General features: G+C 69.5%; 18 protein-coding genes. 14 read left to right on the forward strand and 4 right to left on the reverse strand.

Annotated elements, in window-relative coordinates; translation table 11 throughout:
• Positions 1 to 70 precede the first annotated feature (70 nt).
• On the reverse strand, positions 71 to 388 hold the full coding sequence (locus KDN32_RS04275) for a transposase (protein WP_211732364.1): 318 nt from the start codon (positions 386 to 388) through the stop codon (positions 71 to 73).
• Positions 389 to 679: 291 nt separating this feature from the next.
• On the opposite strand from KDN32_RS04275, the gene KDN32_RS04280 reads away from it, so the two are divergent.
• Both KDN32_RS04280 and KDN32_RS04285 read left to right on the forward strand, forming a co-directional pair.
• Positions 680 to 1,282, forward strand: a complete 603-nt coding sequence (locus KDN32_RS04280; RefSeq protein WP_211730855.1) for a helix-turn-helix domain-containing protein — start codon at positions 680 to 682, stop codon at positions 1,280 to 1,282.
• The gene (locus tag KDN32_RS04285; RefSeq protein ID WP_211730856.1) at positions 1,279 to 1,929 is read left to right on the forward strand and encodes a DUF6036 family nucleotidyltransferase; all 651 of its coding nucleotides are present in this window, start codon (positions 1,279 to 1,281) and stop codon (positions 1,927 to 1,929) included. The genes KDN32_RS04280 and KDN32_RS04285 overlap by 4 nt, the downstream gene beginning before the upstream one ends.
• A 265-nt stretch (positions 1,930 to 2,194) precedes the next feature.
• Here the strand turns inward: KDN32_RS04285 and KDN32_RS04290 are convergent, their stop codons facing one another.
• Positions 2,195 to 3,118, reverse strand: a complete 924-nt coding sequence (locus tag KDN32_RS04290; protein WP_211730857.1) for an aminoglycoside phosphotransferase family protein — start codon at positions 3,116 to 3,118, stop codon at positions 2,195 to 2,197.
• A gap of 421 nt (positions 3,119 to 3,539) precedes the next feature.
• Here KDN32_RS04290 and KDN32_RS04295 point away from each other — a divergent pair, with 421 nt between their 5' ends.
• From KDN32_RS04295 to KDN32_RS04345, 11 genes are all read left to right on the forward strand, one after another.
• A complete protein-coding gene (locus KDN32_RS04295; RefSeq protein ID WP_211730858.1) occupies positions 3,540 to 6,941 on the forward strand; it encodes an NACHT domain-containing protein in 3,402 nt (1,133 codons plus the stop codon).
• 372 nt (positions 6,942 to 7,313) lie between these two features.
• Entirely contained in the window at positions 7,314 to 8,267 is a 954-nt protein-coding gene (locus KDN32_RS04300; protein ID WP_211730859.1) for a hypothetical protein, read from the forward strand.
• Between the two features lie 61 nt (positions 8,268 to 8,328).
• Positions 8,329 to 8,550: a hypothetical protein gene (locus KDN32_RS04305; protein ID WP_211730860.1), complete on the forward strand. Its 222-nt coding sequence runs from the start codon at positions 8,329 to 8,331 to the stop codon at positions 8,548 to 8,550.
• Positions 8,547 to 9,395: a P-loop NTPase family protein gene (locus KDN32_RS04310; RefSeq protein WP_211730861.1), complete on the forward strand. Its 849-nt coding sequence runs from the start codon at positions 8,547 to 8,549 to the stop codon at positions 9,393 to 9,395. Before KDN32_RS04305 ends, KDN32_RS04310 begins: the two co-directional genes overlap by 4 nt.
• A 47-nt stretch (positions 9,396 to 9,442) precedes the next feature.
• On the forward strand, positions 9,443 to 9,727 hold the full coding sequence (locus KDN32_RS04315) for a hypothetical protein (protein ID WP_246056794.1): 285 nt from the start codon (positions 9,443 to 9,445) through the stop codon (positions 9,725 to 9,727).
• On the forward strand, positions 9,727 to 10,617 hold the full coding sequence (locus KDN32_RS04320) for a hypothetical protein (protein WP_211730863.1): 891 nt from the start codon (positions 9,727 to 9,729) through the stop codon (positions 10,615 to 10,617). The genes KDN32_RS04315 and KDN32_RS04320 overlap by 1 nt, the downstream gene beginning before the upstream one ends.
• A gap of 1 nt (position 10,618) precedes the next feature.
• Positions 10,619 to 11,416 carry a hypothetical protein gene (locus KDN32_RS04325; RefSeq protein ID WP_211730864.1) on the forward strand — a complete coding sequence of 266 codons (798 nt, stop codon included), beginning with the start codon at positions 10,619 to 10,621 and terminating at the stop codon, positions 11,414 to 11,416.
• The gene (locus KDN32_RS23200) at positions 11,413 to 13,470 is read left to right on the forward strand and encodes a type IV secretion system protein (RefSeq protein WP_211730865.1); all 2,058 of its coding nucleotides are present in this window, start codon (positions 11,413 to 11,415) and stop codon (positions 13,468 to 13,470) included. The genes KDN32_RS04325 and KDN32_RS23200 overlap by 4 nt, the downstream gene beginning before the upstream one ends.
• 65 nt (positions 13,471 to 13,535) lie before the next feature.
• Positions 13,536 to 15,041 (forward strand): SCO6880 family protein, encoded by a 1,506-nt coding sequence (locus KDN32_RS04335; RefSeq protein ID WP_211730866.1) that lies wholly within the window; start codon positions 13,536 to 13,538, stop codon positions 15,039 to 15,041.
• A complete protein-coding gene (locus KDN32_RS04340; RefSeq protein WP_211730867.1) occupies positions 15,041 to 16,588 on the forward strand; it encodes a putative type IV secretion/conjugal transfer ATPase in 1,548 nt (515 codons plus the stop codon). Before KDN32_RS04335 ends, KDN32_RS04340 begins: the two co-directional genes overlap by 1 nt.
• Before the next feature lie 327 nt (positions 16,589 to 16,915).
• Positions 16,916 to 17,560 carry an FMN-binding negative transcriptional regulator gene (locus KDN32_RS04345; RefSeq protein ID WP_211730868.1) on the forward strand — a complete coding sequence of 215 codons (645 nt, stop codon included), beginning with the start codon at positions 16,916 to 16,918 and terminating at the stop codon, positions 17,558 to 17,560.
• Between the two features lie 589 nt (positions 17,561 to 18,149).
• On the opposite strand, the gene KDN32_RS04350 is transcribed toward KDN32_RS04345, so the two are convergent.
• Together KDN32_RS04350 and KDN32_RS04355 are read right to left on the reverse strand one after the other, a co-directional pair.
• The gene (locus KDN32_RS04350; protein WP_211730869.1) at positions 18,150 to 18,440 is read right to left on the reverse strand and encodes a type II toxin-antitoxin system RelE family toxin; all 291 of its coding nucleotides are present in this window, start codon (positions 18,438 to 18,440) and stop codon (positions 18,150 to 18,152) included.
• Positions 18,437 to 18,721, reverse strand: coding sequence for a type II toxin-antitoxin system Phd/YefM family antitoxin (locus tag KDN32_RS04355; protein WP_211730870.1), 285 nt, complete (start codon positions 18,719 to 18,721; stop codon positions 18,437 to 18,439). The genes KDN32_RS04350 and KDN32_RS04355 overlap by 4 nt, the downstream gene beginning before the upstream one ends.
• A gap of 78 nt (positions 18,722 to 18,799) precedes the next feature.
• Here KDN32_RS04355 and KDN32_RS23590 point away from each other — a divergent pair, with 78 nt between their 5' ends.
• Positions 18,800 to 19,720 carry a recombinase family protein gene (locus KDN32_RS23590; protein WP_443678607.1) on the forward strand — a complete coding sequence of 307 codons (921 nt, stop codon included), beginning with the start codon at positions 18,800 to 18,802 and terminating at the stop codon, positions 19,718 to 19,720.
• Positions 19,721 to 19,911: the final 191 nt, after the last annotated feature.

Genomic DNA, 19,911 nt, shown 5'->3' on the forward strand with positions numbered 1-19,911 from the left:
CCGCGAGGCTCTACGGGGACCGTTCCAGGAGGCGGGCTTGGGGTCGCTGCGGCGGCGCTGGCTGACGTTCTCACCGGTCATCACGACGTACAGCGTGCGCAACCACCCTGAGCCAGATGGTGATGGCGCGTAGAACGACGCCTCCCCTGTAGACAGCGGCGAGCTTGTCGTAGCGGGTGGCCAGGCCGCGCCACTGCTTGTGATCGTTGAAGGATCGCTCGATGACGTTGCGCCCCTTGTAGGTCGTGGCGTCGAATGCGGGCGGGCGGCCGCCCGCCGATCCGCGGCGCTTGCGGTGCGCGATCTGGTCTGAGGGTTGCGGGATGACTGCTCGGACCCCTCGTGAGCGCAGGTCGGTGCGGGTCGGTGCGGATCGCGCGGGAGGAATAGGCCTTGTCGCCGAGCACCGCGTCCGGACGGGTGCGCGGTCGACCGGGCCCGAGGCGCTTCACGGCAAGGTGCGACAGGAGTGGCTTCAGCATGGGCGAATCGCCTGCGTCCCCGACGGGTGGACGCAGTGCGGCTACCGCTGGACGTGAAAGAACCCCAGGCGTCTCGGGTCACCTGGGGCTTCTGCGGCCAAGTAGAGCATGACCGGCTCTCCGGCCGCCGGAGAACGGCGGAACTGCCTTGGTCGTCACCACCAGTACGTGATGCCTAATCAGGTATCATAGGGACTATGCGTGGATCGCGAAGCACGGCGGGTGAGGTGGTGCGGGCGCGGCGGGAGCGCCTCGGCCTGAGCCAGCGTGCGGCCGCGCGCTCGTGTGGCATCCCGCAGTCGATGCTGTCTCGGATCGAGAGCGGTGAGACGCAGCCGAGCATCGAGACTCTGCAGCGCGTGCTGAGGGGCCTGGGCGCCGACCTCCACCTGGAAGCGCGACCGCCCGCTGAGGCGCCGGAGGGCCGGCGCGAGAAGCAGCGGTCGCTCTGGCTGAACCGAGCGGTCGTCGGAGAGCTCACCCGTGACCCCGACCGCGTGATGGCGATCGCCCGAGACAACATCGCTCGCTGGCGTGGCGTGCACGCGCATCGCCCCGGGATCTTGGCTGCACTGGATCAGTGGGAGGAGATCATCGGGGCCGGGGTTGAGGCGATCGTGGCCGTACTGACCGGCCCGGGCGAGGCGGCGGAGGACCTGCGCCAAAACACTCCCTTCGCCGGCGTACTCACCCAGGAGCAGCGCGACCAGGCGCTCGGCTCGTTCCGCACGGAATGGGCCCGCCACCACGACCACCAGCGCACCGCCTCCGCCGGCCACGTCGTGGGGCTGGGCCTGTGAACCGGGACGAGTTGGCCGAGGTCCTCCGAGCGGCCAGCCAGCTCGTTGACGATCGACCGGTCGTGATGGGCTCCCAGGCGATCTTGGGCACCTACGACGAGGATGTCCTGCCGCCAGCCGCGACCGTGTCGATGGAGGCCGACGTCGCCTTCCTCGACGACCCCGACCGGATGAAGGCCGACCTGGTCACCGGAGCGATCGGGGAGGAATCGAACTTCCACCAACTGCGCGGCTACTACGCCGAGGGCATCCACGTGGAGACAGCGACACTGCCCCACGGGTGGCGAGAGCGCCTCATCAGCTGGACGGTGCCGGCCGGCGCGAACGGACCGGGCGCTGTCGCTTCCTTCCTCGAGCCACACGACCTCGTCGTAGCCAAGCTCGCTGCCTTCCGAGAGAAGGACGTCCGCTTCGTCACGGCCCTCGCCCGCGCAGGTCTGGTCGACCCCGACGTCGCTCTCCAGCGCCTAGAGCACACGGACCTACACCCTGTCGCGCGCCAGCGGGCGGCCGGGCTCCTCGCCGGCCTCAACCCTGCGCCGCCAACCGAGGATGCGGGAGCCGAGCGGCTCCGTCGCAGCATCGAGAACGAGAAGCGCGTCCCCCCACGGCAGACGCCGGGCCCGGGCCGCGACCGCGGCCGCTGACTCCAAACTCATCGCGTGACGCGGGCCCCGCAGCGGGCATCGTTCGAGGTTGACGTCGAGGCCGCGCCAGCCTCCCGCGCAGGGGCGATCACGGCCCGAGAAGTCGTGTCGAGATGCACTGAACTTTGCGCGCCCGCCCACGGGGAACCGTGAACAGATCGGTGGGTTGCGGACCCCCGTGAAAAGTACGGGTGGTCGCGGCCAGGCCTGGACCGGCGCTCGGCTGGCGCGTTCGACGTGGGCAGCGAGAGCCGGATTCCGGACCTCAGACCTCGGCGAGCACTGCGGCAGCCATCGATTGCCGGGCGGCGCAGCGTGCCGGCATCGTGTGCCAGTAGTAGGGGAAGGTGATCATCGCGATGAGCAGCGCCCAGCCCATCCCCTTCGCCCATGCGGCGTCGTCGACGCTGATCGCACCTTTGAAGGTCTGCCGCCCCTGTGGGTCGAGCACCTCCCAGGCGACGATGAGGTCCACCGAGGGATCACCTACCGCGAGCCCGCCGAAGTCGAGCACGGCGGCAAGCTCGCCGTTGCGAATCAGCAGGTTCTCCGCGAGCAGGTCCCCGTGGTACCAGCTCCTGAGCGGAGCGGTGGCTTGCTCGGCAGCCAAGGCGTCGTCCCAGACGCTGAGTGCGCGGTCGAGGTCGAGACCGAGATCGGCGATCGGCCGGCACTCATCGAGCGACTGGCGGAACTCGTGGTCCATGTCCGCCAAGCGGCCGCCGCGGTACCAGGACAGCGCGGGGTCGTCGTTCGCCGAAGGCGGGACCTCCACCTGCCGGAGCTCGGCCACCAACTGCGCCAGGCCGTGGGCGACGCGGTGCGAACTGCCGCTATCGACACCCCAAGGCACCTCCGGAACCTGTCCGTCCAGCCATGTGGTCACGGCCCACTTCTCTGGGTAGCCGAACCCGGGCTCGCCGACCGCAACGATCTCTGGGACTGCCGTGGTCAGTCCCTGAGCGATCACCGGCAGCCAGCGAGCTTCCTTCTCGATAGTGATCGAACCACCGGGCTGGCGCGGCATCCTCACGAGCAGCGCGTTCCCCAGACGGAACAGTGCGTTCGAGGAGCCCGAGGACGCCAGTGACTGGATCCTCAGGTCGGCGTACTGGGGCAGCGACTGCTCGACCAGCCGGCGGACCAGCTGAACATCGACGGCGAGTTCGTCGTCATGGAGTGCCGGCACCTGGTCGATGCTGGCTGGTCGGAAGCCGCGGCGCCACTCGTTTCCCCCGTCCGTGCGCCGCTCTTTCTACATGCGGCTGCCGCCCCACCGCCCGGGTGTCTCTCGGTCCGCCCCGCGGGGCATCCGCGCGCGAGCGGGGAATCTCTAGCAACCCAGTGCTGAAGGCTGATGTGGCGCGCTTGGAAGAGTTCGCTGCATCTCGACAAATGTCGAGATGCAGGCAGGATTGACGAACCTCGCGCGGCGAACGTTGACGAAGCCAGACAGCCCTATGGAGATCGTCAGGGTCCGGAACTGGCTGTCTTGCGCCCGAAATGATGCGGGCCTTGGATGCCCGACCAGTTTCGACTCGTACGTCTATGAGCGCGGGGCGGGGCGAGAAAGCACACCCAGTCGACTCCTGACAGGTAGCGTCCGAGGCGTGCCTGAAAGCAGATACAAGTATCTATACGAACGGCTCGGAGACCACAACTTCCAGTTGCTCGCGAACGCGCTGCTGACGGCCCGGTTCACCGACTTCGTTCCCCTCCCCCTGCGCCAGGCCGACGGCGGCCGGGACGGCGCCACTCGCGGATCGGATCGGTCGCTGATCTATCAGGTGAAGTGGTCGGTCAAGGGCATGGAGAAGGACCCGGTCGCCTGGCTCGACAAGGCCGTTACCGGAGAGGCCGACAACATCAAGCGCCTCGTCAAGGACGGAGCACGCCGCTACGTCCTGGTCACCAACGTCCCCAGCACCGGGAAAGCAGACACCGGAGCCTTCGACAAGCTGAACACGCTGCTTGACCAGCACGCCGAGGACTACGGGCTCGAGCAAATGACCTGCCTTTGGCGTGAGGCAATCGACGGGATGGTCGACAACTCCGACGATGCGCTGCTCTGGAAGTACGCCGACATGCTCGCCGGCTGGGAGCTCGTGCGCTACCTGATCGCCGAGGACCGCGCAGGCCAGCACGACGTCGGCCTCCGCAGGATCATCCGCAAGGTCGCCTCAGTGCAGTGGGACGAGGACGAACGGGTCAAGTTCAGTCAGGTCGACATCGACCGCGAGAAGGTCGCCGACTTGTTCATCGACGTGAACGCCGACAAGCTGGTCGTTCGGGACCGCCGAGACCCCGACCTGCTCGTCCGTGAACCGGTCGGCGGCGCTGCCAGCTACCTGCTCAAGCTCGACCCGCTGCAGGCCCATCGCTGGAACACGGTGGTCCGCGGAGCACCCGGACAGGGCAAGTCCACGCTGTCGCAGTACGTCTCGCAGGTTCACCGCAGCGCGTTCGTCCCCGCGGCGCTTCGCCCGGCCAACCTCCCGACGGTGGACAGGCCGCTCTTCCCGGTGCGGGTCGACCTCAGCGACTACGCCCGCTGGATGAGCGGCGTCGACATCTTCGATACCGAGTCGGACTCCACGAAGAAGACCAAGAAGCGGCCCGCCGCCTCGTGTGGGCTCGAACACTTCCTCGCCGACGTCATGTCGCACGCCGCTGGCGTTCCCGTCGCACCTGCGGGGGTCCAAGAACTGTTTGAGCTGGTACCCAGCCTGATCGTCCTGGACGGGCTCGACGAGGTCGGGCGTCCCTCGGTCCGAACCACCGTGGTGAAGGAGATCGACAACCTTGCGCGCCGCGGGCGCAGCTACAACATCCCCCCGCGCATCGTGGTCACCACGCGACCTAGTACCAACGAGCTTCCCGAGCCTTCATCCGACCACTTCGACATCGTGGTGCTCAGCCCTCTGACGCCACCGCAGCGCAAAGAGTACCTGCGCCGATGGAGCGCGGTGCGCACCATAACCGGTACGGCTGGGCGCAACCTCCGGACTGCGTTCCGCGCGAAGATCGCGGAGCCCTACCTCGACGAGCTCGCCGGAAACCCGATGCAGCTGACCATCCTGCTCGACCTGCTCCACAAGCACGGCGAGGCAACCCCAGACCAGCGGACGACACTCTACGACTCCTACGTCGACCTGCTCCTCGCCCGCGAGGCCAACAAGCATCCGGCCTCCGTCCGGCGACACCAGACCGAGCTGCGCTCCATCATCCCGTTTCTGGGGTGGCATCTGCACGCGCATAGCGAGACGGACCGGCTGAACGCGCGGATGACGATCGCTGACCTAAAAGCCAGCATCCGCCACTACCAGAGAACCTACGGCAACCCCGAGAGCGTCGTGGACGAGCTGTTCGAGGCTGCCAGCGACCGGCTCTGGGCCCTGACCAGCAAGGTCGAGGGCACCTACGAATTCGAGGTCCTCTCACTGCGGGAGTACTTCGCGGCGAACTTCCTGTACCGGTTCGCTGGCGAGGAGACCAAGAAGTTCGACCGTGTCGAAGTGCTCCGGGAGCTCCTGAGGCGCCCGTACTGGATGAACACGGCACGGTTTTACGCTGGCAACGCTGAAGGCAGCGACATCGCAGTGCTCGCCTACGGCATCATCGAAGAGCTCGAGGACGACCCGCCTCCGCACGCGGTCATCGCGGGCTGGACGTCGCTGACCGACGGCGTCTTCGCGAATCGTCCTCGTCTTGCTCGCGACGTGCTCGCAGCGCTGTGCGCCGACGAACACATGCACGTCCTAGTCAACGCGCTGACCCGGCGGGAGATCAGTCCGCTCCCGGCACTCCCCGAGCCCAGTGGCGGCGGACCCGACCCGACCTGGGAGCGGCTGACCCAGCGGATCGCCGAAGACCCAGGGCAGCCGTTCGCGCGGCTCCAGGTCCGGGTGCTGCGGGAACTGTTGAACCAGAAGAGCCGCTTCGCGTCATGGTGGGTCGGTCATGTCGTCGGCAGCATCGACGATCCCGCGAAGCTCGACGCATGGCTTGAGATAGCGGCAGTCTGCGAGGGCGCTGCCGGCCGGACCGTCGACCTGACCGGCGTGGACCTCACCCGGCCACTGGTCGCACAGCGGATCCTCGACACCGGGCTTGTGCCGCCGGCCGGTGGTGAGTTCGACAAGGCGCTGCTGGCCAGCGTCCTGGACGGCCTCTGCCCGAACGTGTCGTCGGTGAGGTCGATCCCGGCGCAGATCGCCGTTGCGTTCGCGCCCGAGGACCACCTGACGAAGTCCGAGACCGGTTTCCCTGAGACCAGCGACGAGCAGCGGCGTCGTCGGCAGGAAGCGCTCAAGCACCTGCGCAGGGAGCGACCGGCCCTCGCCGCGGCGGCAGCCCGGCGGAAGTTCGGACCCGGCGAGAAGGGCAGCACGTTTCCCTGGGCGAACACGGCGGCCGCGTTGTTCGACGAGGTCGGACCCTGCTGGATCGCCTCCCAGATTGCGATCATGGGTGCAGCGTCGCCAATGCGGGAGGGTCTACTCCGCCAACCCGACAAGCTCGCGTTCGGCCGTGACAGTCACCCTGCCGCCCTACTCGAGCAGACCCGCAGGAACGCCGGCGACACTGCGTGGTGGCGCGCCGAGCGCACCCGGATAGACACCGACACCGAACTGTCCGGCGGTGAGCTGGACCGCGCTCATGCGGAGTGGTGCCTGGCCTTGTGGTGCGTCGCCGACCCCAAGGTCGCCGTGGAGATCTTCGATGAATGGACCGCCGTGCTGGCCGCGTTGCCGGAGCCGCGGCGGCGCCCAGTGATCGACTGCGCCCTCCGGTGCAGCACAGGAGGCTGGCTCTCGAAGCTCCCGAAGGACCTCGCTTCGGATGAACCCGCCATCAGCGCTCTTCTGAGTTTCCGGAACCCGACACCGGTCCCGAAGGACGCCATGCCGAGCACCTACACGCGAGCCCCAGCGCGAACATACGACCCGCTTATCGAGGTCGCCCGGGCGCGCCGCTGGTTCAAGGTCGACGAACAGGGCGCCTACAGGTAGCACCTGCTCGTCCGCTGAGCGCTTCCGCGCGTCCGGCGCGCCCACCCCGGAGGTCGCCGACATCCTGTGGCCGGAAGCCCGGGTGGCGGAGTGGACCTCGTCGTCGTCACCCGAGCGGATAGTCGACTCCGTCACTAGATCTTGACCTTGACAGCGAGTTGTCAAGGTTCGCTGCATCTCGACAAAAATCGGGGCCCGCAAGGGGGTCGGCCGAACTTCTTGAACTTTCGGGGGGACGCCCTCTGACCTGCGGAAACGTACGTCCCCCCTCAGCGTCCCCCCTCCAAATCAGGGCCTTGGGGGGACGGATGCGGGGACGCCCGCTCGCGACCTTTCTGCCGTGCTCAGTCACGGACGAAAGGAGCGAGTGCGATGAGTGTGGGCGACCAGCTTGGCCTCGACGACAACAGCGAACTGCTCGACCAGGCCCGCCAGAAGTGGCCGGTCTGGGTGGCAGCGGATCCCCGGCTCGGTGTCGTCGAGAGGTTCGACGACCTGCGGGCCTGGCTGCCCTCGGTGGACAGCTCAGCCTCTGACGAGGTCCTCCTGGCGCTGGCCATGCTCGCGGCCCCCGACGGCGGTGACGATATCGCCGCGGCGGCCGCGCTCGCCAAGTGCCTGCTGCCCGGTGCGTGCCGGCTCGCCGGCTGGCTGAGCACCCTGCCGCCCCGCGAGGTCTTCCGGGACAGCCAGCCCGTCGCCGCCGGCTCCTGGTCAGCCGTCGAGCGGATCGACGAGCTCGTGGCCTCCCAGCTGTGGATCGAGGTGCGGACCTTCAAGTGGCGCCGACTGCGGAAGGTCGCCGCGAACATCCTGATCAACACCCGGGTCGGTGTGCTCCGCGAGGTCGGCGACTCCTTCCACGTCTCCCGGGTCGACCGCACCTGGGCGAACACCACCCTCGTCGAGTCGTTCTCGACCGGCGACTTGGACGCCTCCGACGGGGCAGCGTGGAGCAAGGGCGAGCTGCCGACCGAGCCGGTCGCCGGTGCCCTGGGCCACCGGCCCGAGATCCTCGCCGACGCCGGCCCCGAGCATGAGGAGCCGTCGGCCACCGAGGAACTGCTGGAGCTGCTGGCGTGGGCGTGTGAGAACCAGGTGATCAGCGCGGCCGACCGGTACCTGCTGCTGTGCCTGGTCGACGAGGCCGACCGGATCGAGACCCGCAACCTGACCCGCGGCTACGGCGGCCTGCTCAGCAACGAGGTGTCCAGCCGCGTCGCGCCCCGCATCGGGGTGTCTGAGGCGACCGTCCGCCGCCACGGCTCGCGCACCGTGCGCGCCCTCGCCGCGGCCGCCCCGAGGAAGTTCGGCCATGACGAATGAGCGCAACCGTGATCGCTCCCACCGTCCCGCGACACATAGGCGACTGGAGGTGGTGAAGCCCATGACAAACACCCAGGACGCCGGCGAGAGCCGGACGCCGGAGCAGATCGCGGAGCTGTTCGCGATCGCCGGCCGCGAGACCGAGGCGATCGAGCAGCTGACCGGCTGCGTCGCCCAGCTGCACGAGGTGCAGGCCGCCAAGGCCCAGCTGGCCAGCCTGACCCCGTCCGAGGTCCGCGCCGCGCTCGAGTTCCGCCGCGGCGGCATCGGGGAGGCCCAGTGAGCACCCAGACCTCGAGCCGCCCGGTCGGCGTCGACGAGCTCAAGCGGGCCTGGAACGCGGTGAGCGCCGGCGAGTTCCGGACCGGCCCCGGCGCCGGCAAGGGACCCCGCGGCCGCTGCACCGCCGCCGCGGACAACTGGACCCCGCAGGCGGGGGAGCACACCATCGCCGTGATCGGCTGCGCCGGTTCGGTCGGGGCCAGCACCGTCGCCCTGGCCGCCGGCCTGGCCGCCGCCAGCCCGGTCCGGGTCATCGAGTGCTGCTCGGTCACCGCATCCGGTCTCGCCGCGGCGAGCACCGCCGAGCTCGGCCTGCATCCGACCGACTGGCGCCAGGGCAAGCGCGACCACGTCCTGCTCGAGCGGGCCAGCGAAGTCCTCGCCGGCGTCGACGAGGTCCCGCTGCCCACCGAGGCCGAGCACGAGACCCAGCTGACCATCCTCGACATCGGCTGGGAGGCCGGCCAGCTCCTGGCCACCGACTGCTGGCTCGCCGAGGCCGTCCGCGCCGCCGACCAGGTCGTCCTGGTCACCACCGCCACCGTCCCCGGGATGCGCCGCGCCGGTGTCGTGATGGACCTGCTGGCCGGTTACTGGCAGCCCGAGCAGATCGTCCTCGCCGTCCGCGGCCCGCGCCGCAAGAAGTGGCCCCGCGGCCTCGAGCACGCCGGCGGCCCCGCCGTACGGCGCGCCCTGGTCGCAGACCGGTGCGTGGAGATCCCCGAGGACCGCGAGTTCGCGGTCAACGGCCTGGACTCCCGGCCCGTCCCGGCCCCCTTGATCTCGGCAGCACGTCAGCTGCTCGAGCCCGCACATCTGCCCACTGACACCAGCGAAAGCGCCTGACCCGCCCGGGGTCAGCAACCCAGAAAGGAAGTCCACCCATGGAAGTCATGACCGCAACCGCAACCACCGTGATGGCTGTCTGCCCGAAGGCGCCCCCGGGTGCCGTGGGCCCCACCAACGAGATCACCAGCTACGTGCTGTGGGGCGTCATCGTCCTGTTCGGTCTCGGCATCATCATCGCCATCGGCGCGATCATCGCCGGCCGAGTGTTCTCCCTGCCGCACGCCTCCAAGGTCGGCGTGATCTCGGTGGTGGTCGTGTTCGCCTGCGCGATCGCCTACCTGGTGCTGCCCGGCATGCTCAACGGCATCCTCGGCAAGGGCTGCATCTGATGCGGCGCGCAGCCACGAAGAAGGCAGAAGGCACCAGCGAGTGGAGCCGGCGCCGGCTGCTCGGCATCCTGGCCGCCGCCGTCGCCGTGGCTGCGCTCCTGCTCGGCGGCCTCGCGTACGCGGTCTACCTGGCGGTCGACGGCATCGGTGACGAGGCCAGCGCGAACACCGGCGTGGCCACCGGCGAGACCGAGCGCTCGACGGTGGCCCGCGGTGCCGCGCATCGCGACGACATCGCGGCCGAGCCGATGCTGACCGTGCCCGAGAGCGCGGCCTTCCCGGCCGAGACCACCAGCGCCAAGGCGCCGGAGATCAAGATCCCGACCGGGACCGGAGTCAACGGACCCGCTTTCGTGATGACCGGATTCCCGCAGACCCCGGAGGGTGCGATCGGCCAGCTCGCCCAGATCGACCTCGCGGTGCTCCAGTCGATGAGCCTGAGCACCGCCGAGGAGGTCTACAACGCCTGGGCGCTGCCCGGCGGGGTCCGCGCCGAGGACTGGTGGATCACCGCCAGCGTCCGCGCGTTCCTCTCCAGCACCGGGATGGGCGAAGTCAAGGACCCCAGCGCCTCGGTGACCCTGGAGCCGGCCGCCGCGCTCGTCAAGGGCACCGACGGCCCCGACTGGGCGACGGTCTGCGTGCTGATGAAGGTCAGCGCCACCTACAAGTCCGAAGGCCAGATCGCCTTCGCGCACTGCGAGCGCATGCAGTGGGTCGGCGGTCGCTGGATGGTCGCGCCCGGCGCCCCGCCGGCACCCGCGCCCGCGACCTGGCCCGGCACCCAGCTGGCACACGAGGCCGGCTGGCGCGCCTGGTCCACCGACCACACCGAATCCACCAACCCCGGCGACCACGGCGACCACGGACACCACGAAGGGGAGCACTGAGATGAGCAACCGGATCAACGACTCGATGGGGGAGTCCCGCACGACCCCGCTGCGCGTGGGGGTCCTGGTGGCGATCGCCGTCCTCGTGGCGACCGCCGTCTGGCTCGGAGCGCGCGGCCGGACCGATGACAACAGCCGAACCGACAAGACATCCGGGGACTCCTCGAGCCAGACCGGGCAGCAGGGGCAGAACGTCTCGGTCGACCAGGTCGCCCCGGAGAGCGCACCCGCCGACGGCGTCGTGGTCCCGACCGGCGCCGACCAGGTCGACGGCTACCCGACCCGGTTCCCCCAGACCGACCTGGGCGCGGTCGCGCTGCAAGTCGAGGTCGCCAAGGCGCAGGTCGGGTTCGACTACGACCAGGCCGCCGCCGTCGCCGGCCTGTACGCCCACCCCGAGGACAAGGCCGTCTTCGAGCAGCGCGCCCGCGACGCTGTCGCGCTGCGCCGCCAGCAGGCCGGCGTCCCGAAGGAGGGGGACGTCCCCCCGCCCGCGTCGTACGCCGTGACGCCGATCGCCTACACCCTCGAGGAGCTCGGCACCGGCTACTACGCGGTGAACCTGCTCAGCTACGTCACCCTCACCACCGCCAACGGCAAGGTCAGCGACGGCCTCTACGCCGGCACCCAGCTCATGCGGTGGCTCGAGGTCGACGGCGTGGGCGACTGGCGCCTGGTCCAGGGCAGCACCGCAGACATCGAGCACCTGGTCTCCACCGGACAGCCCAAGGCGGTCGCGCCGGGCACACCGGAGTACAAGCAGGCCGGCTGGATCCCGATCAACGGAGCACCCCAGTGAGCACCGCCGACCTCTTCCACCGGGTGACCCGGCTGGACATCGGCGCCCTGGCGGTCCTGGTCCTCACCACGCTTCTCGGAGCCGCCACGACCATCCAGCCGCCAACCGCGGCCGCGGCCGAGCCGGCGACCAGCACGGCAGCCAGCACAGCGCAGGGCGCCACGGTCGAGACCACCAGCCAGCTGCCGGCCCGCACCCTCAAGATGGGCTGCCTTGGTCCCGACGAACTGTGTGACCTCGGCGGCGAAGCCCTCGAGTGCGCGGAGGACCCGGTCGACTGCGGCAAAGACGCGGCCGGTGGCGTCAAGGACGAGATCGAGGACCAGGTCGAGGGCGTCCAGGAGTGCCTCGACAACCCCAGCCTCACCGACTGCGCCAAGGGAGTCGGGGGAGTGGTGCCGGGAGTCGGCGGGTGTGGGCTGCTCGACGCGATCTGCGACGCCGGGCTCCCGCGGATCGGACTCCCAGGCGTCCCGGGGGTGCCCGGCATCCCCGGACTCCCGAACGTGGGGGACCTCTTCGGCGCCGGCATCCCCGGCCTCGGTGACATCCCCAACCCGTTCGAGAACATCGGCGACGTCATCGCCAAGGCGGCGGCCGATGCCTGGACGGCGGCCATGCTCGCGGTCTGGAGCTCCGGCCTGTTCGTGCTGCGCATCGTGCTCACGTTCAGCGAGCTGTTCTTGACCCCCGACCTGAGCGCCGACGGACCGGGCAAGGACGTCTACGCCTTCACCCTCTGGCTCGCGCTCGCCCTGGTGGTCATCTTGGCGATGATCCAGCTCGGTGCCGCGGCCTTCAAACGGGAGGGCAAGGGCCTCGCGAGGGCGTTCATCGGCGCCGGCCAGTTCGTGTTGGTCTGCGCCTGCTGGTTCGGCTACTGCGTGATGATCGTCGCGGCCTGCGGCGCCATCACCAAGGCGCTGATGAAGTCGCTGCTCAAGGTGCAGACCTGGCCCGACTGGGATCCCCTGGGCGGCCTCGGCGTCGACGACATCACCGAGGCCGGTGTGGCCACCGCACTGGCCTTCCTCGGCATCTTCTTGTGGCTGGCCGCGATCGGGCACGTCCTGGTCTACCTGGCCCGCGCGGCGTCGCTGCTGGTCCTGATCGCCACCGGCCCGCTCTCGGCGGCCGGGCTGGTCTCCGACTTCACCCGCTCCTGGTTCTGGAAGTCGCTGCGGTGGTTCCACGCCGCGGCGTTCACCCCGGTGCTGATGGTGATGGTGCTGGGCATCGGCGTGCAGTTCGCCAACGGCGTCGCGGCCCACCTCGCAGACGGCACCGCCAAGGCGTTCGGCACGGCCCTGCCGGCGGTCATGACGATCCTGATTAGCGTCGTCGCGCCGCTGGCGCTGTTCAAGCTTCTGGCCTTCGTCGACCCCGGCACTCCCAGCGGAGCGTCGTTCCGGCAGGGCATGGCCATCCAGGGCGGCCTCCAGGGGCTGCTGAGCGGCGGCGGTGGTGCCGGTGGCGGTTCGTCGGCCGCGTCGACCACCGACGGCAACGGTCGCTCGTCGGGTGAGCAGAGCGCCGAGGCCTCGACCGGCGATCGGTTCAGCAAGTCCACCCAGGGCGTCCTCGGCAGTTTCGGTCCGGTCGGACAGGCGTTCGCTGCCGGGCTCGGGATGGTCAGCAGCGCCGGAGCGAAGGCCACGTCCCTGATGTCGGACGAGACCAACCAGGCCGGCGTCGGGCAGAGCACCTACGGCCCCGATTTCAGCGGCATGGGTGGCCGCCAGTCCGGCCAGTCCGGGGGCCAGCCCGGTGACCAGAGCGGCGGCACGCACCCCGGCTCGCAGAACGGCGGGGACGACGACTCGCCGTTGCCGACCCCGCCTGCCCCGCCTGCCCCGCCTGCCCCGCCGACCCCGCCGACGCTGCCCACCGGCGGCGGGCCCGGCGGGGGCTCGGGTGGCGGCTCTGGCGGACAGGGCGGCGGTGGTGCCGGAGCAGCGCCCAAGACCCCGGCCGCAGGTGGCGGCGGGGGAGCGGCCGGCGGTGCCGGCGGGGCTGGTGCGGCCGCCGGCGGGATCCCCCCGGTGGCGGTGTAGCCGATGTGCCCCGCGACCTGCCCGCAGCCCCGATCGACCTCTACTGACCCGGAAGGAAGGCGACGATGACCATCTACGCCGACTACCAGCGCGACCGCATCGGCTGGTTCTTCGGCCTCTCCGGAGGCCAGCTGATGTTCCTGGCGCTGGCCAGCCTGCCGGCGTTCTGGGCGATCAGCAGCGGGGCGTGGTTCTCCGCGTTCCTGTTCGCGCTGGTCTGGCTGTTCCTGCTGGGCATAACCGTCATCCCGGTCCGGGGCCGCTCGGCCACCGGCTGGGTGTTCGCCTCGAGCATGTACGCCGTCGGCGGGCTGCTCGGCTGGACCTCCTTCCGCGCCAAGGCGGCCCAGGGCCGAGCTGAGGACCTCGACACCCCCGATCTGCCCGGGGTGCTGCAGGGCATCAAGTTCCACGACGGCCCGCCGCATGGCTCGCAGCTGCAGCGCGTGGGAGTGATCCACGACGACGCCACGAAGACCTGGGCAGTCACCGCCGCGGTCGTCCACCCTGGCATCGGCATGAAGGACACCGAGGAGCGCAGCCGCTACGGCGAGGCGCTGGCCGGGCTGCTCGACGTCGCCGCCCGCACCGAGAAGATCGACGAGATCCTGTTCATGATCCGCACCGTCCCCGAGGACGGTGCCGAGCGCGAGCTGTGGGTCAACAAGCATCGCCGCGGCAACGCCCCTGAGCTGTCCGAGGTCGTCAACAGCGACCTCGCGGTTGGCCTCACCCAGGCTTCGGTGCGCACCGAGCAGTTCGTCACGATCGTCGTCCCGGAGACCCGGATCGCCCGATCGGCCAAGGAGTCCGGTGGCGGGTTCGAGGGCCGCTGCCGCGAGCTCTACCTGCTCATGGCCGAGATCGAGGCCCAGCTGCGCGGCCCGATGGGCATGACGTCGGTCCGCTGGCTCACCTCACCGGAGCTCGCCCTGGCGTCCCGGACCGGCTTCGCCCCCGGCGACCGCGCCAGCATCGTCGAGGCCCTCGCCATGCGGGAGAAGGACCCGAACGTGAACGCCGACGTCCCGTGGGCGCTGGCTGGCCCCTCGGGCGCCGACGCGACGGTGCGGCACTACAGCCACGACGCGTGGAACTCGATCAGCGCCACCATCAAGCTCCCGACCCGCGGCGTCGCGATGGGCGCACTCGCGCCGATCCTCACCCCCAGCGAGTCCGGTGAGCGGCGCTCGTTCCTCGTCGCCTTCCCGATCGTGTCCCAGTCCAAGGCCGACCGGCAGTCCGGCAACGCCGAGTGGGCCGCAGACCTGGCCGAGGGAATGAACGAGAAGCTCGGCCGCAAGACCCGCGCCAAGCAGCGCGACGAGGCCCACAAGGCCCGCGGCCTGGACGCCAAGCTGGCCCACGGCAACGCGCTGGTCCGGCCTTACGCGGTCTGCACGGTCACGGTTCCCAAGACGCTGCGGATCACCGAGTTCGGCCGTCGCCTGGACGCCTCGATCCGACGCGCCGGGTTCGCGCCCCTGCGGCTCGACCTGGCCCAGGACGTCGGTTTCGCCGCCTCGACCATCCCCGTCGGGATGAGCCTGACCCGGAGCGGAGACGCCTGATGCCCACCACCACCCGCCGGAACCGCGGCGGCGGCGATCGAGGCAGGGACATGGCCGCCCTGCTCTCCGACTTCGGCCACGACCTGCCCACGATTCCCCCGCTCGCCCCGGAGGCCAAGGAGCCCCGGATCTTCAAGTACGCCCCGCGCCGCGGTGCAGCCCGCCGCGGCCGCGGCTGGGCGCCCGCCACCGCCCCGGCGCAGGCCTGGCGGATGACGAGTGACCAAGCACCGGTGTTCTGGCCGTTCGTGTCGGCTCCGGCCCTGCCGCCGACCGGGGCGCAGATGGGCGTCGACCAGCTCTCCGGCGGCTCGTTCTACTGCGACCCCTTCGGCTGGGTGCTGCGCGACGACGTGTCGGCGACCAACCCGAACATCTTCCAGTTCGCCAAGCCGGGCACCGGCAAGTCCGGCACCACCAAGGCGTTCTGCACGCGGATGATGCCCTTCGGCTACCGCACCCTGGTCCTGGGTGACCCCAAGGACGAGTACGAGTCACTGTGCCGCGCGCTCGGCGTCGAGCCGTTCGTCATCGCCCCCGGCTTCTGGGCACGAATCAACCCGCTGGCCATGGGCCCGCTCGGCCACGACTGGGAGAAGCTCTCGGCCGAGGAAGCCCAACGGCGCACGACGATCATCTTCAAGCGCTGGCTGGTCCTGATCCGCGGCCTCGTCGGCAGCATGAAGCTCGACGACCAGCGCCGAGTGCCGTTCGGGCCCGACGAGAGCGACGTCGTCCGCAACGCACTGCAGATCCTCACCGGCTACGCCGCCGGCAACACCGTCCTCAAGGAGACCACCATCCCGCGTCTGTGGGACCTGCTGCGCAACCCCACCGAGGAGCTCGTCCGGGCATGCGAGTACGGGAACACCCGCCAGTTCCTCGACCAGACCCGGCTGCTGCGCAACGCGCTCGGCGAGCTGGTCACCGGCACCCTGGCCGGCCTCTTCGACGACTTCACCAACATCGAGGTCGACTGGCGCGCTCCGATCCAGTCGTTCAGCCTCTCCCGACTCGATGGACTCGGCGACGAGGCGGTGGGCATCGCGCTGCTGTGCATGAACTCCTGGGGCCGCGGGCTGCGCGAGATCGCCGAGCCCGGCGACCTGCGCATCGTCGTGCGCGACGAGGTCTGGAAGCAGATGCGCCTCGGCGTCTCTGCGGTGATGAGCTTCGACGCGGACCTGCGGCTCTCGCGCGGCATGGCCGGCAAGGGCGGCGACATCCAGTTCGCCAACCTGCACAAGCCCTCCGACCTGCTCTCGGTCGGCGACGCCGACTCCCAGGCCGCGATGATCGCCAAGGACCTCCTCGAGCTCGCTGACATCAAGATCCTCGGCGGCCAGAAGCCTCGCGTCGCCCGCGAGCTCGACTCGATGCTCGGCCTCGGGCCGATCGCCCAGGACCTCGTCTCCGGGTGGGCGATGCAGGACAAGGGCCGAGCGCTGTGGTGCATCGGCGACGCCACCTACAAGGTCCAGACCGTGCTCCACCCGCTGGAGAAGAAGCTCTACTACACCAACGAGGCCATCGAGGCCGCCCTTTAGAAGTTCGCGCGAAATTTGACGGTTCTGCGACGAACCTGAGCATACGCAAGGGCCTCGTCCCAAGGAGAGCACTCAGGTTCGAAGACTGCGTTGGGAAGCGTGTCGCGCGTCCCGAAAGGGCAGCCGTCACCGAGAACCTCGCCGGGCGGGGCATCCGGGACGCATGAGTCGCGGCGTGTGTGCTGGCCTGCGTCTTCACCGTGGAGGGTTCCTCCATCAAGACGGCGCATTCCACCGTGCGAGCAGCGGTGGTGGGTAACCGGCCCTGCGCAGCATCCGACAGGCACTGGAGGATGCTGCACCTCTGCGAATGTCTACGCTTCAACCATGCTGATACACCCGTGGGACGCCACCGTGAATGATGATGAGTGGCGGTCTTGGCTCGCCGACGGCCGGGAGTTCGGCCAGCTGATCGCGCGAGGGATGGAGGAATGGCCGGTGGTGGTGCCCACCCACTTCCTCCTTGAGGGCCAGCGGGTTGTGCTGCACCTAGCCCGACCCAACCCGGTCTGGAAGGCGCTCGAAGCCGACCCGCGGGCGGTGCTCTCCATCATCGACGACTACGCCTACATTCCCACCACGTGGCGAGCTCCCGCGGACACTCCCCCTGAGCAGGGAGTGCCGACCAGCTACTACGGCGCCGTGCAACTGCACTGCGCCGCGACCATCATCGACGACCCCGCCGAGAAGGCCGACGTGCTGCGCCGGCAGCTCGCCGCTCTGCAACCCGCAGGCGACTACGCGCAGGTCGATGTAGTGGACGGGCCCTACTCCCGGATGCTGTCCGGGATCCGCGCTCTAGCCCTGGACATCGTGAACGTGAAGGCCAAGTTCAAGGTCGACGACCACAAACCCGCCGAGCATCGACTCGCCGTGGCAGCCCGACTACAACAGCGAGGGCAAGGGCGCGACCTCCCGGCTCGTGCACTGCAATTGCGCCGCCTCGACGTCAATACGACCCAGCCGTCCTGAGCCGCTTCTGCGATGCGCCACCTGCCGACCGTCAGGGTCTCGGGCACGCACTCCGGTGGCCGGTCACCGATCCCGCACCGGGTCGCTCCGCGAGCCCATCCCGCACCGGGTCGCTCCGCGAGCCCATCCCGCACCGGGTCGCTCCGCGAGCCCATCCCGCACCGGGTCGCTCCGCGAGCCCATCCCGCACCGGGTCGCTCCGCGAGCCCATCCCGCACCGGGTCGCTCCGCGAGCCCATCCCGCACCGGGTCGCTCCGCGAGCCCATCGTCACGCGGAGCGTGACCACATCGGGATCGTCACGCGGAGCGTGACCACATCGGGATCGTCACGCGGAGCGTGACCACATCGGGATCGTCACGCGGAGCGTGACCACATCGGGATCGTCACGCGGAGCGTGACCACATCGGGATCGTCACGCGGAGCGTGACCACATCGGGATCGTCACGCGGAGCGTGACCACATCGGGATCGTCACGCGGAGCGTGACCACATCGGGATCGTCACGCGGAGCGTGACCACATCGGGATCGTCACGCGGAGCGTGACCACATCGGGATCGTCACGCGGAGCGTGACCACATCGGGATCGATCATTGGCGATAGGCGTCGCGACGGTGAACCACAGAGACGACCTCGATGACGAGGCGGTGTTCAAGGATCCGGTAGAGGACGCGGTACTCGCCTCGCCGTGCTGACCACAGCGGCGCCAACGGCTCACGCAGGGGCTTACCGACGCGGTGGGGATCGGTGCGCAGCGGGCCAGCGATGAACTCGAAGGCGGCCGCAGCGACCGCTTCGGGCAACAACTCCTCGAGGGCTCGTCTTGCGCTTCGGGTCAGGACGACGTCGTACCCGCCTTCCTCGCCTAGGTCCTTACTCAAGATTGGAGGCGTCCGCGCCGCAGCATCGCTGAGCGGACCTCATCCAATGATGAGGTCAGCCCGGCGTCGAGGTCGTCAAGCCCTTCCTTAAGGGCCTGCACCTCCTCGGCGCGACTGAGGACGTCGACGGTCTCCAGCAGGGCGTCGTAGTCCTCAGCGCTGAGAAGCACGACGGCCCGGTCACCGTTGCGGGTGACTTCGAACCGCTCGTGAGTGGCCACCGCGGACTCCACGAGCTTGGAAAGGTTCGCTCGCGCGTCAGCCAGGGACAGAGTCGTCATGTACAAAATTCTAGCGCAACTGCTGTGCTCGGCAAGCCCGTCCGGCCACCGGGTCGCTACGCGAGGAGTACGCCACGCATGGTCTCGCCTCAGCAGCACCCAGCCGAGTCGGTAAGCCTGACGCTTTACGACTTGTTACGAAACGGCCGTTCCGTAAAGAAGCGTAAGCAGCTCGAGCAGCGAAGTGATCCGGCCGGCTGGCGAAACGAGAGGGAGGAGGCGCTGACTGATCAAGTCGAGCCCGCGCTCGATGCCGGAGCCAGTCGCGGCCGCGGCCGGCAGGGCCCACTTCTGGGAGGCGCCATGAACGCACTACTCGTCGGGTACGCCCGATGCTCCACCGATCAGCAAGACCCCACTGCTCAGCGCGACGGGCTGCGCGGTCTCGGTGTCGAGGCCGACCGTATCTATGTCGACCACGGCCTGACGGGCACCAACCGCGAACGCCCCGGACTCCGCGAGGCGCTGGCGGCCTGCCGGTCCGGGGACACCTTGGTAGTGACCAAGCTCGACCGCTTGGCCAGGTCCCTGCCCGACGCCCGAGCTATCGCCGACGAGCTTACTGCGCGGGAGATCAGCCTCAGCCTGGGAGGGTCGATCTACGACCCGACCGATGCCGTGGGCAAGCTGTTGTTCAACGTCCTCGCGATGGTGGCCGAGTTCGAGTCCGACCTGATTCGGCTGCGCAAAGTCGAGGGCATGAAGGTCGCCAAGGCCAAGGGGGCGGCTGAAGGGCAAGCAGCCCAAACTCAGCCGCAAGCAGGAAGCCCACCTGGTCTCGCTGGTGCACAGCGGCGAGTACAGCACCCTCGAGGTCGCCGAGCTGTTCGGCGTCGGCCGCTCCACCGTCTACCGAGCGATCCAGCGCCAGCGGCTGGAAGCGAAGGCAGGAGTCGCAGACCAATCGGCACGTCGCTGACCTCATCTGACGTCGGCGTCCCGCAACCGACACCCGCGCGGGACGCCGACGAGCGATCCCTTCTCGAAGCCACGCAGTGAGCGCGGCGTCCCAACAGTGGTTCGCTGATCGGGCGGCGTCCCCGGGGCAGGGGAGTCCGCGCGGGGCCTTCCCGGTTGCGGGCCCCGCTCCCCGGTCTCAATCTTCCCGTGTCCATCACCCACCTACGTGAATCCTCGTTCCCTGAGGTGGGAGAACCAACCTGGCAGCCCTCGTGGTCTGGGAGCCCGGA

Source organism: Nocardioides palaemonis (assembly GCF_018275325.1).
GTDB classification, from domain to species: domain Bacteria; phylum Actinomycetota; class Actinomycetes; order Propionibacteriales; family Nocardioidaceae; genus Nocardioides; species Nocardioides palaemonis.

Excerpts from the sequence above, each read along its gene's own strand:
- KDN32_RS04280 (WP_211730855.1), top strand. The coding sequence starts at position 680 with ATGCGTGGATCGCGAAGCACGGCGGGTGAGGTGGTGCGGGCGCGGCGG.
- KDN32_RS04300 (WP_211730859.1), top strand. The coding sequence starts at position 7,314 with ATGAGTGTGGGCGACCAGCTTGGCCTCGACGACAACAGCGAACTGCTC.
- KDN32_RS04305 (WP_211730860.1), top strand. The coding sequence starts at position 8,329 with ATGACAAACACCCAGGACGCCGGCGAGAGCCGGACGCCGGAGCAGATC.
- KDN32_RS04315 (WP_246056794.1), top strand. The coding sequence starts at position 9,443 with ATGACCGCAACCGCAACCACCGTGATGGCTGTCTGCCCGAAGGCGCCC.
- KDN32_RS04320 (WP_211730863.1), top strand. The coding sequence starts at position 9,727 with ATGCGGCGCGCAGCCACGAAGAAGGCAGAAGGCACCAGCGAGTGGAGC.
- KDN32_RS04325 (WP_211730864.1), top strand. The coding sequence starts at position 10,619 with ATGAGCAACCGGATCAACGACTCGATGGGGGAGTCCCGCACGACCCCG.
- KDN32_RS04335 (WP_211730866.1), top strand. The coding sequence starts at position 13,536 with ATGACCATCTACGCCGACTACCAGCGCGACCGCATCGGCTGGTTCTTC.
- KDN32_RS04340 (WP_211730867.1), top strand. The coding sequence starts at position 15,041 with ATGCCCACCACCACCCGCCGGAACCGCGGCGGCGGCGATCGAGGCAGG.
- KDN32_RS04345 (WP_211730868.1), top strand. The coding sequence starts at position 16,916 with ATGCTGATACACCCGTGGGACGCCACCGTGAATGATGATGAGTGGCGG.
- KDN32_RS04355 (WP_211730870.1), bottom strand. The coding sequence starts at position 18,721 with ATGACGACTCTGTCCCTGGCTGACGCGCGAGCGAACCTTTCCAAGCTC.
- KDN32_RS23590 (WP_443678607.1), top strand. The coding sequence starts at position 18,800 with ATGGTCTCGCCTCAGCAGCACCCAGCCGAGTCGGTAAGCCTGACGCTT.